Genomic DNA, 16,155 nt, shown 5'->3' on the forward strand with positions numbered 1-16,155 from the left:
ATCGCTCAGCACGGGTTCAGCGGCGGTTCCCCGGCGATATGGCGGCGCACCTCTTCCGCCGTCCGCTCCGCCGCATAGGTCACGGTGCGGACCGACGCGCCGGCGATATGCGGCGTCAGCGTCACGTTCGGCAGCTTCAGCAGGGGCCAGTCCACCGGCGGGGGTTCGATGGCGAAGGTCTCCAGCATCGCCGCGCCGAGCCGGCCTTCGGTCAGCGCCGCGTACAGTGCGTCGTAGTCGACCAGCGGGCCGCGGGCGGTGTTGACGAACAGCGCACCCGGCTTCATCGCTGCAAAGGCGGCGCGGTCGATGAATCCGGCGGTTTCCGGCGTCACCCGCGCGTGCAGTGTGACCACGTCAGAGCGGGCCAGCAGCGTTTCCCGGTCGACCAGTTCCACCCCGGCGGCCGCGTCCTCCGCGCTGAGCTGGACATAGGGGTCGTTGACCAGGATGCGGCAGCCGAACGCGCGCAGCAGGCGGACCACGCGGGTGCCGACATGGCCGTAGCCGATGACGCCGACCGTCATCTCGTTGAGCTCGCGGCCGGTAAGGTCGGCACGGTACAGGTCGCCGCGCCATTCGCCCCGGCGCAGCGATTCGTGGCCGGCGCGGATCAGGCGGGTCTCCGCGAGAATCGCGCCGATGGTGAACTCGGCGACCGCGCTGGCGTTGCGGCCGGGCACGTTGACGACCTTGATGCCCAGCGTCCGCGCGGCCGCCATGTCGATATTGACCGGGCCGCCGCGCGATACCGCCACAAGCTTCAGGCCCGGCAGCCGGCGCATCATCGCGCCGGACAGTGGCGACAGGTGCGTCACGAAGATCTCGGCCGCGGCGACGAAGTCGACCACCTGGTCCGGATCGCCCATGTATTCCTTCAGGCCATCCAGGCCCGGTTTGGCATAGCCGTGCTCCAGCGGCTCATCCGGCCACGGCAGTTCGTGGGTTCGGGTCGCCACGGCGTCGCCGCAGGCCTCGCCGATGGCGTCGGCGAAGGCCTGCGCCAGCATGAACCGGTCGCCGATGATGGCGATCTCACGCGGCATCAGGCCGGCCTCCGCGCCGATGCCAGCGCCCGCCACACCGGCGTCAATGCACGGTGCGACTGGACGTAGATCGGGTAGAGCCGGTCGTAGACGGCGGCAAGCTCCGGGTCGGGGCGGTCGAGCCCGCCCAGATGCGGCGCGATCCATGCGGCGACGCACTCGTCCATCGACGGATAGGCGCCGATGCCGACCGCCGCGATCATCGCGGCACCGGCGGCGCCGGCCTCCTCGCGCCCGCCGCTGCGCACCGGCGCGTTCAGCGCGGCGGCGAGGATGCGGCGCAGGGCCGCGCTGCGGGCGGCGCCGCCGGAAACGCGGATCTCCTCGGGCTGTGCCCCCATCGCGGCATAGCAGTCGCGCGAGGCCATCGCCAGGCCGTCGAACACCGCGCGCATCAGGTCGGCGAAGCCGTGGCCGCTGTTCAGCCCGATCAGGCCGGCGCGGGCGTTGGCATCGATGAACGGCCCGCGCTCGCCCGCATCGGAGATGTAGGGCTGATAGACGATCTCGCCGGACCGAGCGGCAAGGACGAGGTCGTCGAGACCGGCGAGCAGCCCGGCGCGGTCGCGGCTGACGCCGGCGCGGCCGAGAATGTCGATGGCGAGGTCGAGCAGCCAGTCGATGTTCAGCGTCGCGGCCATGTTCGATTGCATCTGCGCGTAGGTGCCGGGCACCGGGAAGCAGGTGGTGTAGCCGGAATTGTCGTCGTTGAGCGGCACCGCGTCGGCGCCGTGCTGCAGCACCATGTGCATGCCGGTCGAGCCGATCACCGTGGTGCCGACCTGGCGGCCGGGCTCGTACAGACCGCCGCCGAGCGCGGTGCAGATCACGTCGATATAGCCGAGCGCAACCGGCGTGCCGGCCGCCAGCCCGACCGCGGCGGCGGCGCTCTCGCTCAGCGCGTGATGGGTCCGGGTGCCGTCGACGATCTCCGGCAGCAGCCGGCGGTGGGCGGACAGGCCCAGCAGGTCGACCACCTCGTCGCTATAGGCGCGGGCGCGGAAGTCGCCGAACGTGAACACTCCCTCGGTCGGGTCGGTCGCGCGCCGGCCGGTCAGCTTGAAGTACAGCCAGTCCTTGCAGTGGAAACCGGTCGCGGCGCGCTGCGGCAGCGCCGGCATTGCCCGGGTCATGTAGGCGAGCTGGGCACCTTGCTGGCAGGCGGTGATGCCGGTACCGGTCAGCAGATAGCGGCGGCGGTCGTCGGGCCCGGCGCGATAGGCGTCGACGAAGGCGGCCGCGCGCGAATCCAGCCAGAGCCAGCCGGGGGCGACCGGCTCGCCGGCGGCGTCGATCAGCCAGGTGCCGTCGCCCTGGCCGGTGACGGCGAGCACCAGGATGCGTCCGGCGAGGCCCGGCAGCTTCTCGCCCAGGTCGCGCAGCACGGCCGCGGTGGTGGCCCAGGTCTGCGCCATGTCCTGCTGGCAGCCGCCGTCGGCCAGCCGCTCATAAACGTTGGGCCGCGCGGCCATTGCCAGCTGCGCGCCGGCGACGTCGAAGGCGACCGCCTTGATCACCGAGGTGCCGGCATCGACGCCGACAATGAGGTCCCGGCTCACGCCAGCGCCTCGCCGTGCATCAGCACCGCACCGCTCTCGCGGTCGAACAGGTGGATGTCGCGGGCCGAGACCGCGCAGGCGATGGCGTCGCCCATCGCGGCCGGCACGCGGCCGTAGCTGACCGCGACCGTGGTGCGCCCGGCTAGGTCGAGCACCAGGTGGGTCTGGTCGCCCAGCCACTGGTTGGAGACCACGGTCGCCGGAATGTCGCCGCCGGCGCCGGCATGCAGGCTGTGCGGGCGGATGCCCAGGTGCACCCGTCGGCCGGGCCGCAGCACCGTGGCGGCGGCTTCGGTGTCCGACGGGGCCAGCGTCACCGCGAAGCCCGCCGCGTTGCCGGCGCCGTCGACGCGCACCGCGGGCGTCCCGTTCTCGGCCGCGACGGTGCCTTCGAAGATGTTCATCGGCGGCTCGCCGATGAAGGTGGCGACGAACAGGTTGGCCGGCCGGTCCTTCAGCTCCGACGGGCTCGCCATCTGCTGCAGCTCGCCGCCCTCCATCACCGCGATGCGGTCGGCCAGCGCATTGGCCTCGGTCTGGTCGTGGGTGACGAACATCGCCGTCATCCGGTTCTCGATCAGGAAACTCTTGATCCGGCCGCGCAGCACTGCACGCAGCTGCGGCTCCAGCTGCGACATCGGTTCGTCCAGCAGGTGCAGGCCGGCGCTGCGGACCAGCGCCCGGGCGAGGCCGGCGCGCTGCTGCTGGCCGCCGGAGATCGACGAGGGATAGCGCTTCAGGATCGGCCCGATCTCCAGCAGGTCGGCGATCTCCGCCACCTTGCGGTCGATCTCGTCGCGCGGCAGCCGCGCCGCCTTCAGCGCGAAGGCGATGTTCTCGCGCACCGTCAGCGGCGGGTAGAGCGAATAGCCCTCGAACGCCATCGCCACGTTGCGCCGGGCCGGCGCCAGGCCGTCGATGCGGTTGCCGCCGAGCGAGATGGTGCCGTTGGTGACGCTCTCGAAACCGGCGATCATGCGCAGGGTCGAGGTCTTGCCGCAGCCGGACGAGCCGAGCAGGGCGACGATCTCGCCCTCGTCGATGTGCATGTCGAGCGCGCGCACGGCATGCACCGCCGGCTTGCGCCGCGGCGTGTAGATCTTGTCGACCTGCTCCAGGCTCAGCGCGACGGTCATGCCGCGACCTCCAGCCGCGCGCCGGTGGCGCGGTCGAACAGGTGCATCGCCGCCGTGTCGAACCGCGCGAAGGCGGGCCCGTGGCTGCGCGCGCCGGTGCCACGCGCCTCCGGCGCCGAGGCGAAGAACTCCTCGCCGCCGTTGCCGTTCAGCAGCATCACGTCGCGCTCGTTCAGCGGCGTGACCGTGACCAGGTCGACCGGCACCGCATCGGGCACCGGCGCCATCGACACCGCGATGTCCTCCGGCCTGAGCCCGACCGTGACCTCGCGGCCGACGAAGGCGGCGAAGCGCGGGTCGAGCGCGAAGCGGCCGCCGAGCAGGCCGATCGCCGGCCCGGGCTCGATCGCCGACGGGATCGCGCAGATGGTCGGGTCGCCGAACAGCCGGGCGACGTCCAGCGACGCCGGGCGCAGGTAGATGTCCTCCGGCGAGGCCACCTGCACGAAGCGGCCGTCGATCAGCACGGCGATGCGGCTGCCCAGCGCCATCGCCTCCTTGTAGTCCTGGGTGACGTACAGCGCGGTCGACCGGAACTCGGCCAGCAGGCGCGGCAGCTCCAACCGCATCTCGTAGCGCAGCTTGGCGTCGACGTTGCGCAGCGGGTCGTCGAGCAGCAGGATTCGCGGCGCCGGCGCCAGCGCACGCGCCAGGGCCGTGCGCTGCTTCTGGCCGTTGGACAGCTCGCGCGGCGCATGGTCGAGCACGTGGTCGATCTTCAGCAGGCGGGCGACCGACTGCACGCCGGCCGTGACCTTGTCGGCCGCGCTGCGCCGCGCCTTCAGCGGGCTGGCGATGTTCTCGAACGCCGACATGTGCGGGAACAGGGCGAAGTTCTGGAACGCCATGCCGATGCCGCGGGCCTCCGGCGCCGCGTCGACCATGTCGCGGCCGTCGATCAGCACCGCGCCCTCGTTGGGGTCCTCGACCCCGGCGATCACGCGCAGCAGCACGGTCTTGCCCGATCCGGACGGACCGAAGATCACCACCGTCTCGCCGTCGTCGACGGCGAGGTCGATGCCGCGCAGCACGGTCTCGCTGCGGAAGCGCTTGGTGATGCCGGACAGCTGCAGCACGGCGCGCCTCAGCCCTTGACCGCGCCGAGGGACAGGCCCTCGACCAGATAGCGCTGGGCGAACAGCGCCAGCAGCAGGATCGGCGCGATCGAGATCACGATCGCGGCCGCGATCTGGCCGTACTGGATCCCGGAGGCGGTGACGAAGGCCAGCGCGCCCACCGTCACCGGCTGCTTGTCGGCCGACGCCAGCACCAGCGCGAACACGAAGTTGTTCCAGGCGAAGATGAAGGCCAGCAGGCCGGCCGCGGCGATGCCCGGCGTGGCCAGCGGGATCGCGATCTTGCGGAAGGTCTGCCACCAGCTATGGCCGGCGATGCGGTAGGCGTGCTCGATGTCGGGGCTGATGTCCTCGAAATAGCCGCGCACGATCCACAGGATCAGCGGCAGGCAGATCAGCTGGTAGACCCAGACCAGCCCGAAATAGGTGTCGGCCAGTCCGATCTGCTCGAAATAGAGGGTCAGCGGCAGCAGCACCAGCAGCGGCGGGGCGAAGCGGAACGACAGCAGGGTGAAGGCGATGTCCTCGCCCAGACGGAAGCGGAAGCGGGCGAAGGCATAGGCTGCCGGCACCCCCAGCGCCAGCGCCAGCAGCACCGAGGCGGCCGAGATGATGACGCTGTTGAGCAGGTTTTCCATGAAGGCGATGTCGAGCGAGCCCGCCGCCGTCTCCAGCCGGCCGGTGATCAGCGCGGTGTAGTTGTCCAGCGTCGGCTCGAACACCACGCTGGGCGGGATGCGCAGGATGTCCTCGTTGGTCTGGAAGCTCATCAGCAGGATCCAGACGATCGGGAACATGAAGAACAGCAGCACTAGGGCCAGCAGCACCCGGCGCACGATCCGTTCGGTCAGGCTCTGCTGTTCCATGGCTCCGTCCTAGCGCAGCCCGTGCGCGCGCTCGCGCAGCTTGAGCCAGTTCTTGATGAACAGGTTCGACAGCGCGAAGGTGATCGCCCACAGCACGATCAGCAGGGCGGCCGACTTGCCGACGTCGGTGCGCTGGAAGAAGTTCAGGTAGGATTCGACCTGGAACACCATCAGCTGGTCGCCGGGGCCGCCCTGGGTCATGGCGTAGATGATGTCGAACTGCTGCATCGAGTCCAGCAGCCGGAACAGCGACGCCGTCAGGATGTAGGGCATCAGCATCGGCAGCGTGATGCGGAAGAACACGAAGCTGGCCGGCACGCCGTCGAGCGCGGCGGCCTCGAACGGCTGCTTCGGCAGCGAGCGCAGCCCGGCCAGCAGCAGGATCATGATGAACGGGGTGTAGACCCAGATGTCGACCAGCACCACCGTCAGCAGCGCCGTCGACGGGTCCGACGCCCACTTGAAGTCGGTGAAGCCGAGCTGGCTCATGAACCAGCTGAGGATGCCGAAATTCGGGTTGGTCATCAGTTTCCACATCAGCGCGGCCAGCGCCGGCGCGGTCATCAGCGGCATCAGCAGCAGGATGGAAACGATGTTGTTGAACCGGGTCGGCCGGCGCAGCAGCAGCGCGATGCCCAGGCCCAGCAGCAGCTCCAGCACCACGGTCAGGCCGGCATAGACCAGGCTGACCTTCAGCGTGTTCCAGAACGCGCCGTCGGACAGGAAGCGCCAGTAGTTGTCGCCCCAGTTCATGCTGCGGTTCTGCGGCAGGTTCAGCCGATAGCGCTGCAGCGAGTAGTAGATCGCGGTGACGAACGGAATCAGGATGCCGATGCACACCAGCAGCGCCGGCAGGCTGAGCAGATAGGGCAGCAGCTTGCGCCGGAGCCGCATCCTGCGTTGCGGCAGGGGCGGCGCGGCCGTGACGTCAGTCATCGCGGGTCCCGCGTGCCGTTCGGTGGTTCACGGAATGCATACACAAGAAACGGACGGTGCCGCCACGCCGGGGCGCGGGCGGCACCGTCGCGCGTCGTGCCTATTGCAGGCCGGCGTCGTAGAGCTGGTTGTTGATGCTCTCGGCCAGTTCGTCGAGGCCCTCGTCGACCGGCACCTCGTTGGCCACCATCTTCTGCAGTGTGGCGGCCCATTCGGTGGTCAGGTCGAAGAACAGCGGCTGCGGCGTGAAGTAGATCTGCGCCTGCGGCGCCGACACGTCGTGCTGGTGCAGGTAGCCCGGATAGGACGTGTCGATGCGGTTGCGGAACATCTCGTCGTCCCAGACCGACTGGCGGACCGGGTTGACGAAGTCCATCTCGCGCGCGCCGAACAGGTCGTGCTCGACGCTGGACGCCCACTGCATGAAGGTCCAGGCCGCGTCCTTCTTCTCGCTGAAGTTGGACATCGACAGCGACCAGATCCACACGTTCGGCGTCGGCGCCTCGGCGGCCGGATTGGCGGCGAACGGCGCATAGGCGATGTTGCCGGCCTCGGCATTGTCGCCGCCGTTCATGAAGTAGCCCAGGATGTCGGCGTCGAAGATCATCGCCGACGCGCCGGCGCCGAGGTCGGTGCCGACCTGGTACCAGGTGTAGGTCGACCAGTCGCGCGGACCGGAGTCCTGGATCATCTTCACCCACTGGGCGTGGACGGCCTTCGATTCCGCGGTGTTCATCGCGGCCGACCGCACGCCGTCGTTCACGGTCAGGTCGCGCTGGCCGAAGTTCGAATAGCCGGACAGGAAGCCGGGGTGGATGGTCGCCCAGGAGCGCGAGCCGCGCACGCCGATGCCGTAGGGCCCGCCCAGGTCGGCGGTCAGCTTGGCCGCGGTCTCGATCAGCTCGTCCATGTTCTTCGGCGCCTCGACCCCGACGCGCTCGAACATGGTGCGGTTGTAGGACAGGTTGTTCAGCTCATAGCCCCACGGAATGCACCACTGCTTGGCGTCGGCCGAGCCGAGCGCGCCGCCCGGCTCGCCGTTCCACGCGGTCGATGCGCGCAGGCCCGGCAGCACGTCGTCCCAGTTGTAGCCCGGCGCGGTCTTGGCCGGGTCCATGATCCACTCGTTGAGGTCGGTGATCCAGCCGGCCGGGCCGTAGGTCCAGGTCATGTAGGCGCCGGTCATGAAGGCGTCGTATTCCGACGAGCTCGACGACAGCGCCGCGGTCACCTTGTCGAAATACACGTCCTCCGGAAAGATGTCGTACTGGACGTCCATCCCGGTCATCGCCTTGAACGTGTCGATGTTGGCGATCATGGCGTCGGCATAGGGGTGCTTGTTCAGCAGCAGCTTCACGGTGGTGCCGCTGTGGGCCTGCCAGTCGAAATCGGCGGCCAGCGCGTCGGACGCCGCGCGCCCCAGCAGCAGGTTGGCCGTGCCCAGGCCGATGCCCAGCTGGGCCGACCGGTTGAGCAACTCGCGCCGGCTCAACTTGCGCCGGACGAACTGCCTGAAGAGGTCCTGTTCCTTCTCGTACATCTCGTCTCCTCCACTTGTGTTTGTGCGGGGCCTTGCGGCGGCCCTCTTGCTTAGTGCCGGCCGTCTTGCGGCGAACCGGGCGTCGGTGAAACAAGGGCAGCGGCGGTCCTTTCGTCGGTGATCAGACCCCCGAGCAGGCCGCTCGACAGGATCGAGCGGATCGCGGGCACCTTGGCGGTGCCGCCGGCGATCGCGACCAGGCGCCGGCCGCTGATCTGTTCCGGCGGAACCGACAGGGTGCGGTCGCTGAGGTGGCTGCGCACCGGCGCGCCCGCGGCGTCGTAGAAATGGCCGAGCAGCTCGCCGCAGCCGCCGGCAGCCTTCACGTCGTCCATCTCTGCCCGCTCGATGGTGCGGGTCGAGATCAGCGAGGCCTCGGGTTCGACGGTGCCGATGCCGACCAGCATCAGGCCGGCCCGGCTTGCCAGGTCGAACACCTCGCTGATGCCGCGCTGGGCCATCAGCACCCGGCGGTCCTCGACGCTGTTGGCGACGAAGGGCACCGGCATCACATAGGCCTCGGCGCCGGTGCGCTCGGCCAGGCGATGGATCACGTCATAGGGATTGGCCGCGAACTTGCGGGTCAGACCGCCGAGCAGCGAGACGAAGCTGGTGCCGCCGGCCGGCATGCGCGGCAGGTGCTCGACCGCGGCGGCCAGCGTGCGGCCGTGGCCGACGCCGATCACCGCATATTCCTCGCGCTGCAGCGCCAGCCGCAGGAATTCCGCCCCGGCCATGCCCAGCGCGCGCAGCGGCAGCGGCTCGTCGTCCAGCGTCGGCACCACCTGGCAGCTTTCCAGGCGATAGCGCGCGCACAGCGCCTCCTCCAGCTGGATGCACTCGGCGATCTCGCCGTCGACATAGACCCGGATCAGGCCTTCCTTGCTGGCACGGGAGATCAGCCGGTGCGCCTTGAGGCTGGAGATGCCGAGCCGCTGGGCGACCTCGGCCTGGGTCATCCCGCCGGCGAAATGCAGCCATGCCGCCCGGGTGGCGATGCTCGCCGTCCCGTCGTCCCACATGGCCGCGTTGCTGCGCTGCGCCATCGCTCCCCATCGCGGCGGCCGGCGCGCCGCCGGTCTCGCCATATATTTTTTTCATTCGCTGATATTTCTTTCGCCCCTGCCGCGATCTGTCAAGACCGGCGAGACGCGCGCCGGAATGCGCACGCGTGCGACGGGCCGGCGGTCCGCCGAACCGAAGGCAAAGCCGGTGCGGCGTGGCGGCGCGGAGCGGGTGGCGAAAGTGGGGATGGTTGCCGGCAAAGCCGGCCGATGGCCTGCCGCGGCGTCGGGGTCGGGCCAGGCGGCGGGCCGCAGCGACGCTGCGGCGCGAGGCAAGGGCAGAGACCGGCATCCCGGGTGCGCCGGGATGCCGGAAATCGGCTCAGGCGATCAGATCGCCCGCAGGTTGCCGGCGGAAACGCGGCCCTTCTTCGGGTCGTGCTCCAGCTCGTAGCTGAGCTTCTGGCCCTCGTTCGGGGCGCTGAGACCGGAGCGCTCGACGGCGCTGATGTGGACGAACACGTCCTTGCCGCCGTCGTCGGGCTGGATGAACCCGTAGCCCTTCATCGTGTTGAACCATTTCACTGTACCGGTCGGCATCTCGATCGCTCCTCTAAGCTGGTGGCCGGTTTCGGGGGTGTGGGGTAGAGCAACGGACTGCCTTGATCGGCCTCCCGGACCCCCGCTTGCGCGGGGCGTTGCCAGCCCGGGTCTGCCCGCCTGTCAGGCTGCTGCCTGAAATCCCTTGCGCTGACCGACCCGCGAACGCCGCTTGCGCGGCCCTCCGTGGGTTACGGTTGGTTTGTCCTGGCCGGTCTGGCCGCCCGCGCGCGGACGGCCTTTGCCGGTCCGCGGCGTGTTAGCGCAGGATTGTGTCGGCGGTGTGCCGCCGGCGACGGTCATCGTCAGTCCGGTGCGGCGCTCGATTTCCCGCAGCGCCGCGTGCTCGGCGGCGTCGCAGAAGGTGATGGCGGTGCCGCTGGCGCCCGCCCGGGCCGTGCGGCCGATGCGGTGGACATAGCTGTCCACCTCCACCGGCAGGTCGAAGTTGATCACGTGCGAGACGTCGGCGACATCGATGCCGCGGGCGGCGATGTCGGTGGCGACCAGCACCCGCGCGCTGCCGTCGCGGAAACGGGCCAGCGAGCCCTGGCGGGCCGACTGGCTCTTGTTGCCGTGGATCGCCTCCGCCCGCGTGCCACCCTGGACCAGGTGCTTCGCGACGCGGTTGGCGCCGTGCTTGGTACGGGTGAACACGATGGCGCGCGCGATGTCGGGATCGCCCAGCAGCCGGTTGAGCAGGCCGCGCTTGTCGGCATTGGCCACGAAATAGACCTGCTGGGCGATCGCGGCCGGCGCGACGTCGGTTTTCGACACCGCGACATGCACCGGGTCGCGCAGCAGCGCCTGGGCCAGCCGCGTCACCTCCGCCGGCATGGTGGCGGAGAACATCAGCGTCTGGCGGTCGTCGGGCAGCGCCAGGGCGATCTTGCGGATGTCGCGGGCGAAGCCGAGGTCGAGCATGCGGTCGGCCTCGTCGAGGACGAAGCAGGCGACCGAGCCGAGCCGCAGCTCGTCGGTCGACATCAGGTCGACCACGCGGCCGGGCGTTCCGACCACGATGTCGACGCCGCCGGCGAGCCGGCTCGCCTGCGGCCGCCGGGCGACGCCGCCCAGGATCGGGCAGATGCGCAGGCGCAGGTGGCGTGCGAAGCCGCGCAGGCTTTCCTCGATCTGCAGCGCCAGCTCGCGGGTCGGCGCCAGGATCAGCGCGCGGGCCGACCGCGGCGCGGGGCGCCGGCTTTCGGCGGCGAGCCGGTGGAGCAGCGGCAGGCCGAAGGCGGCCGTCTTGCCGGTGCCGGTCTGCGCGACGCCGACCACGTCGAGGCCGTCGAGAACTACGGGAATTGCGTCCTGTTGGATGGGCGTGGGGTGGGTCAGGTTCAGCGCGCTCAATGCGCGCAGCACGGGCTCGGCCAAGCCGAGATCCCGGAACGAACGATCTTTCAAGCTGGAAGTGTCCTTATGCGCCGGCGGAGCCCCACGGGGTGGGGTCGGCAAAACGGCGCGGGTTATCGCCTACCATACGCGATGGTGATGAGGCGGAAGGGTCAACACGATATGTCATGGGGTGTGCTCGGGGGCGGCAGCTTCATAACTCCAAACGCTGCCGATCGCGTATTCGCGAGACAATGTTGCATACTTGTCCCACATAAGTCACGCCCGGTCAAGGTTCCTGGCGCCGGCGGCTCGGCGGGCGCCAACGGGCGCCTTTCGCCGGGGTGCCGGATCGGAGTAGCATGCCGCCTGCCAAGGCCGAAGCGACCCGTCGCGACATCGGCGCCACCAGGCGCTTTCCGGCCGTCCCGGGCAGGCCCAATCGAACGAGGACAGCATGAAGAGGATCATCGTCGGTGCCGACCATCTCGGCCTGCAGCTGAAGGACGCGCTGGTCGCCCATCTGCGCCAGCAGGGTTGGACCGTCGAGGACATCGGCGTGCACAGCGAGGATCCGGTCGACTATCCCGACATCGCGCTGACGCTGGCCACCCGCATCGCGTCCGGCGAGTTCGGCCGCGGCGTCCTGGTCTGCGGCACCGGTGCCGGCATGGCCATCACCGCCAACAAGGTTCCGGGAGTCCGCGCGGTCGCCGTCAACGACCCCTATACAGCCGAGCGCGCGATCGCTTCGAACAATGCGCAGGTGATCTGCTTCGGCCAGCGGGTCACCGGCGAGTATCCGGCGATCATGTATCTCGACATCTGGCTCGCCAACGAGTTCCAGGCCGAGCGGTCCGGCAAGAAGGTCGCCAAGATCGACGCGGTCGAGGACCGCTTCCGTCCCGCAGCCGAATAGCGCCGACCGCCGGCCGTGCCCGGCCGCCTGTCAGATCAGGTGGTCGGGCTCGTAGGTGAACGGCGCATCGTCGAGGATCGAGGCGAGCAGCGCGACGGTCATCGGCAGCTGGGCTGCGTCGAGGCGCCCGGCACGGATCGCGGCGGCGAGGCCGGGCGCCAGGGCGCGGCCGGTGTCCACGCCCTCCACCGTCTCGCCGGCCATCGGGCCGGCGCAGGCCTGGGCGATGGTCATGCCCCGGCCGAGGTGGCGGCCGAGCCGGCTGTTGCGGCCGCCGCCGACGGTGACGTGCAGGTCGCCCATGCCGGCGAGGCCGGTGGCGGTGGCATCGCGGCCGCCGAGCCAGCCGACGATCCGGCGCAGCTCCTGCTGCGCCTGGGTGAAGCCGAACGAGGCGGCGTTCAGCGACCAGGGATTCTCGCCGGCGCCGTGGCGCGCCGCGATGGCGCTGACCGCGATCGCCATGAAGTTCTTCATCGGCGCGGCCACCTCGACGCCCATCAGGTCGTCGGTGGCATGGGTGCGGTAATAGGGCGTCTGCATCAGCGCGCAGGCCGCAGCGACCGCGGCAGGGTCGCTGCCGCCATAGATCACGGCGGTCAGCCGGCGCAGGCCCAATTCCTTCGCGATGCAGGGGCCGCCGATGCCGATCAGCGGGCTGCCGCCCAGCCCCTTGGCCTGCAGCGTATCGGCGATCACCGCCGGCATGATCCGCGGCGGGCGGTCCGCGCCGGCCTCGTCCAGGCCCTTGGTCATCAGGGCGACCGGCCGTTCGGCCGTCATCAGTCGGCCGAGCAGGTCGGCGGCCCAGCGGATGCCCGGACTGCTGACCGCGACCATGATCAGGTCGGCCTCGGCGAGGTCGGCGGGCGTCAGCGCTTCGAAGTCGACCGGCTGCACCGTCTGCGGCAGGGCGGCGCCCAGGCGCGGATGCGCGCCGCGGTCGGCGCGCAGCGCGGCAACGATGTCGCGGTCCAGGTGGGTGCCGGCCAGCGTGACCCGGTGGCCGCGGTCCGCTGCCGGCACGGAGGCGGCGCTGCCCATCACCCCGGCGCCGATGATCACCACGTTGGCCATCGGCCGTTCCCCTATTGCGCCGTCGCCGCGAAGGCCTCGAGCTGGCCGGACTCGGCGGCGAGATCGAGGATGGAATAGCGGTCGCGGGTGAAACGCGCGTCGACGATGTCGGCGCGGTAGAAGGCGACGTCGAGCCCCAGCTCGGCGGCCGTGCGCGGCGCGCCCGCCTTGGTCATCGGCTCCCACAGCCGCGCGAACGGCAGCATCGCCGCGCGCAGCGGCGCGACGAACGCGGCCCAGCCGTCGGCCCAGCGCCGGTTCAGCGCGTCGGCCTTGGCGGCGTCCAGCGCCTTGGCGCCGGCCTGGCGGGCGAACTCGTCGGCCATCGCCCGGCCGTAGCGCTGCGCCAGCCTGTCGTGCGGGATCGTGCTAGGCTGCAGCACCGGTGGGGCGTCGGCGCCGAGGATCCGGTTCTGCAGCGCGGAGACGGTCAGCGTGGTCACCCCGACCTGCTCGCCGTGCGAGCTTCGCGGATGGCCGGCGCCGGCGAACATGTCGATGTAGTGGGACATCATGTGCTCGGCCATGCTGCCGCTGTGGGTGGTGCCGGTGAAGCTGGTGCCGAGCCCCATGATCGCGGCGCTGCGCGTCAGCACGGCCAGCGCCGCGACGTCGCCGGTGAGATACTGGTCGGCGCGGTCGAGCAGGTTGTCCTCGTCATAGGCCAGCAACTCGAAGGCGGTGTCGTCGTACAGCGTGTCGTGGATCAGGTGCTGCAGCAGCCAGTCGACCTGGGCGGTGGTCCGGCAGATCACGTCGGCGAAGGCGGCGGTGATCAGCCGCGGCGGGCTCTTGGCCAGGATCGACAGGTCGAAGAACACGCCGCGCGCGGCATGGCAGGTCACCGACCGCTTGAAGCCGCCGAACGAGACCGAGGCGGTCGGCGTGGTGTAGGCGTTCATCGGCGAGGTCGGGAACACCGAGTAGCTGCGCTTGTCGAGGAAGGTGGCGTATTTGACGCTGTCGCTGACGGTGCCGGAGCCGATCGCAACCAGCGCGTCGGCGCCGCGGCTCAATTCGCGCAGTTCTGCGACGCCCTCGTCGCTGCACCGCGGCTTTGCCCAGATCAGCGGCTCGATCGCGCCGTGGCCGCTCAGCGCCCGGTGGACGCGATGACCCAGCACCTCCCAGGTGACCGCGTCAGCCACCACCTGCAGCGACTGGCCGCGATGCAGCGGCAGCACCAGCTCCGCCTCGGCGCCGTCCAGGTTCTCGGCGATGACGATGTTGTCGATCGGAATCCGCGCCGGCTTGCCGGTGCGCGGGTGGTGCCAGGTGCCCGCGACCAGCGCGTCGATCACGCCGCCCAGGCTGCCCGCCGTGCTCATGCCTTGCCCCCCGCTTCGGCCTGGCGGCGCACGGCGAAGTCGACCAGGCGGTGGTTGATGTCGGCGGTGGCGCCGTACAGGTCGCGGAAGATCTGCAACAGCTCGCGATAGGCGGCGGTGTTGGCGGGGATCGGCTCGGTCGCGGTGGTCGGGCCGAGCATGGCCTGGGCCGCGGCGGTGATGCTGGGGTACCAGCCGGCGCCGCAGGCGGCGGCCATCGCGGCGCCAAGCGACGATGCCTCGACGGTCTCGCCGACCAGCACCGGCAGCCCGGCGGCGTCAGCCAGGATCTGGCGCCAGAGCGCGGAGGCCGCACCGCCGCCGATCAGGACATATTCGTTGATCCGGATGCCGGCGTGGACCTCCACCTCGGCCAGCGCGGCCACCTGGTGCAGGGTCAGCCCCTCCAGCAGGGCGCGATAGACGTGGGCGACGTCGTGATTGCCGCCCATGCCGAACAGGCAGCCGCGGGCGCTGGCGTCCCAGTGCGGGTCCATCGCGCCCGACCAGTAGGGCAGGGCCATCACGCCGCCGCTGCCGATCGGCACCGCTGCCGCCCGCTTCTCCAGCGCGGCCAGGGTGGCGCCGCGGTCGGCGCTGCCCAGCAGGTTGTCGGTGAACCAGTTGATCAGGAAGGCGCCGGAGCGCACGCAGGTCTCGAAGATGTAGCCTTCGCCCTGGGCCGCCAGCTCGGTGCGCCAGGCCGGCGTGCACAGATAGTCCGGCGACCAGATGCCGCCGACCAGCGCGGTGCCCAGATTGACATAGGCGCGGTCGGACCGGATGCAGCCGGCACCGAGCCCGGCGCACTGGCCGTCGCCGCCGGCGGCGAAGATCGGCGTGCCCGCGGCCAGCCCGGTGGCCGCGGCCGCCGCGGCCGTCACCCGGCCCATTTCCGAACCCGGCGCCAGCGCCTGCGACAGCCGCGCCTCCTCCAGGCCCAGATAGCCGAGCAGCTCGGCCGACCAGCGCTTGGCCTCGAGGTCGTACAGACCCATCGGGTCGGCGCTGGTCCAGCCGGTGCGCCGGTTGCCGGTCAGCTTCTCGACCAGGAATCCCTGCACGTCGGCGAACCAGGCGGTGCGGGCATAGGCCTCGGGCTCGTGATCCTTCATCCATGCTAGGCGGAACAGCACCGGAATCACGTCCGGCGGCCGCCCGGTGATCCGGTGCAGGCGGTCGTGTCCGATCGCCTCGACGATCGGGGCGACATAGGCCCGCGCCCGCTCGTCCAGCCAGATCATCGCCGGCCGCACCGACCGGCCCGCCTCGTCGAGGAAGGCAACCGTCTCGCGCTGGTTCGATATCGCCACGCCGGCGACGCGGGCGGGGTCGACCTTGGCGAACAGCCCGCGGAACGCGGTGCCGCAGGCACTCCACCATTCGTCGGGATCCTGCTCGAAGCAGAACATCGCCGGGTTGGAGAGCGTTACCGGCGCGCGCCCGTGTGCGATCTCGTTGCCGGCGCGATCCCAGGCGATCGCCTTTGTGCTCTGCGTGCTGCTGTCCAGGCCGACGACAAGATCGGGCACGGGTGAACCTCGCGGTCAGCGCTTGTTTTCGTACGGAAGGGCGTTCGCCGCCGCGGTCCGCCGCCGTAGCACGCCGACCGGCCGCCAGCAGGGCGGACCGGACCCGGTGCCGGGCGTCGGATTGCAACCCTGGCAACCCGCGGGCTTCCTCATTGCCGCCGGGGTCGCGTAGAATTCCCTCCCTTTTGCGCGGACGAT

The 16,155-nt window shown here is 70.5% G+C and carries 14 protein-coding genes; 1 reads left to right on the forward strand and 13 read right to left on the reverse strand.

Going from position 1 to position 16,155, the window contains the following annotated elements; translation table 11 throughout:
- Positions 1–5: 5 nt before the first annotated feature.
- The 10 genes from R3F55_14110 to R3F55_14155 all read right to left on the reverse strand — a co-directional run bounded on the left by R3F55_14110 (position 6) and on the right by R3F55_14155 (position 11,143).
- The gene (locus R3F55_14110; GenBank protein MEZ5668547.1) at positions 6–1,046 is read right to left on the reverse strand and encodes a 2-hydroxyacid dehydrogenase; all 1,041 of its coding nucleotides are present in this window, start codon (positions 1,044–1,046) and stop codon (positions 6–8) included.
- Positions 1,046–2,605, reverse strand: coding sequence for an FGGY-family carbohydrate kinase (locus R3F55_14115; protein ID MEZ5668548.1), 1,560 nt, complete (start codon positions 2,603–2,605; stop codon positions 1,046–1,048). Before R3F55_14115 ends, R3F55_14110 begins: the two co-directional genes overlap by 1 nt.
- Positions 2,602–3,741 (reverse strand): ABC transporter ATP-binding protein, encoded by a 1,140-nt coding sequence (locus tag R3F55_14120; GenBank protein ID MEZ5668549.1) that lies wholly within the window; start codon positions 3,739–3,741, stop codon positions 2,602–2,604. Before R3F55_14120 ends, R3F55_14115 begins: the two co-directional genes overlap by 4 nt.
- On the reverse strand, positions 3,738–4,817 hold the full coding sequence (locus tag R3F55_14125; GenBank protein MEZ5668550.1) for an ABC transporter ATP-binding protein: 1,080 nt from the start codon (positions 4,815–4,817) through the stop codon (positions 3,738–3,740). Before R3F55_14125 ends, R3F55_14120 begins: the two co-directional genes overlap by 4 nt.
- An 8-nt stretch (positions 4,818–4,825) precedes the next feature.
- Positions 4,826–5,683 carry a carbohydrate ABC transporter permease gene (locus R3F55_14130; GenBank protein ID MEZ5668551.1) on the reverse strand — a complete coding sequence of 286 codons (858 nt, stop codon included), beginning with the start codon at positions 5,681–5,683 and terminating at the stop codon, positions 4,826–4,828.
- A 9-nt stretch (positions 5,684–5,692) separates the two neighbouring features.
- Entirely contained in the window at positions 5,693–6,619 is a 927-nt protein-coding gene (locus R3F55_14135) for a sugar ABC transporter permease (protein ID MEZ5668552.1), read from the reverse strand.
- A gap of 100 nt (positions 6,620–6,719) precedes the next feature.
- The gene (locus R3F55_14140; protein MEZ5668553.1) at positions 6,720–8,159 is read right to left on the reverse strand and encodes an extracellular solute-binding protein; all 1,440 of its coding nucleotides are present in this window, start codon (positions 8,157–8,159) and stop codon (positions 6,720–6,722) included.
- Positions 8,160–8,209: 50 nt separating this feature from the next.
- Positions 8,210–9,205, reverse strand: coding sequence for a sugar-binding transcriptional regulator (locus tag R3F55_14145; GenBank protein MEZ5668554.1), 996 nt, complete (start codon positions 9,203–9,205; stop codon positions 8,210–8,212).
- Positions 9,206–9,553: 348 nt separating this feature from the next.
- Positions 9,554–9,763, reverse strand: a complete 210-nt coding sequence (locus tag R3F55_14150) for a cold-shock protein (protein ID MEZ5668555.1) — start codon at positions 9,761–9,763, stop codon at positions 9,554–9,556.
- Between the two features lie 123 nt (positions 9,764–9,886).
- The gene (locus R3F55_14155) at positions 9,887–11,143 is read right to left on the reverse strand and encodes a DEAD/DEAH box helicase (GenBank protein ID MEZ5668556.1); all 1,257 of its coding nucleotides are present in this window, start codon (positions 11,141–11,143) and stop codon (positions 9,887–9,889) included.
- 415 nt (positions 11,144–11,558) lie between these two features.
- Here R3F55_14155 and R3F55_14160 point away from each other — a divergent pair, with 415 nt between their 5' ends.
- Positions 11,559–12,020 (forward strand): RpiB/LacA/LacB family sugar-phosphate isomerase, encoded by a 462-nt coding sequence (locus R3F55_14160; GenBank protein MEZ5668557.1) that lies wholly within the window; start codon positions 11,559–11,561, stop codon positions 12,018–12,020.
- A gap of 30 nt (positions 12,021–12,050) precedes the next feature.
- Here the strand turns inward: R3F55_14160 and R3F55_14165 are convergent, their stop codons facing one another.
- Genes R3F55_14165 through R3F55_14175 form a run of 3 tightly spaced genes read right to left on the reverse strand, consistent with a single transcriptional unit; the run spans position 12,051 to position 15,957 of the window.
- Entirely contained in the window at positions 12,051–13,097 is a 1,047-nt protein-coding gene (locus tag R3F55_14165) for a glycerol-3-phosphate dehydrogenase (GenBank protein ID MEZ5668558.1), read from the reverse strand.
- Positions 13,098–13,108: 11 nt separating this feature from the next.
- Positions 13,109–14,425, reverse strand: coding sequence for an iron-containing alcohol dehydrogenase (locus tag R3F55_14170; GenBank protein MEZ5668559.1), 1,317 nt, complete (start codon positions 14,423–14,425; stop codon positions 13,109–13,111).
- Positions 14,422–15,957 carry an FGGY family carbohydrate kinase gene (locus tag R3F55_14175; GenBank protein ID MEZ5668560.1) on the reverse strand — a complete coding sequence of 512 codons (1,536 nt, stop codon included), beginning with the start codon at positions 15,955–15,957 and terminating at the stop codon, positions 14,422–14,424. Before R3F55_14175 ends, R3F55_14170 begins: the two co-directional genes overlap by 4 nt.
- Between the last annotated feature and the right edge of the window lie 198 nt (positions 15,958–16,155).

The sequence above is a fragment of the Alphaproteobacteria bacterium genome (assembly GCA_041396705.1).
Lineage (GTDB): Bacteria > Pseudomonadota > Alphaproteobacteria > CALKHQ01 > CALKHQ01 > CALKHQ01.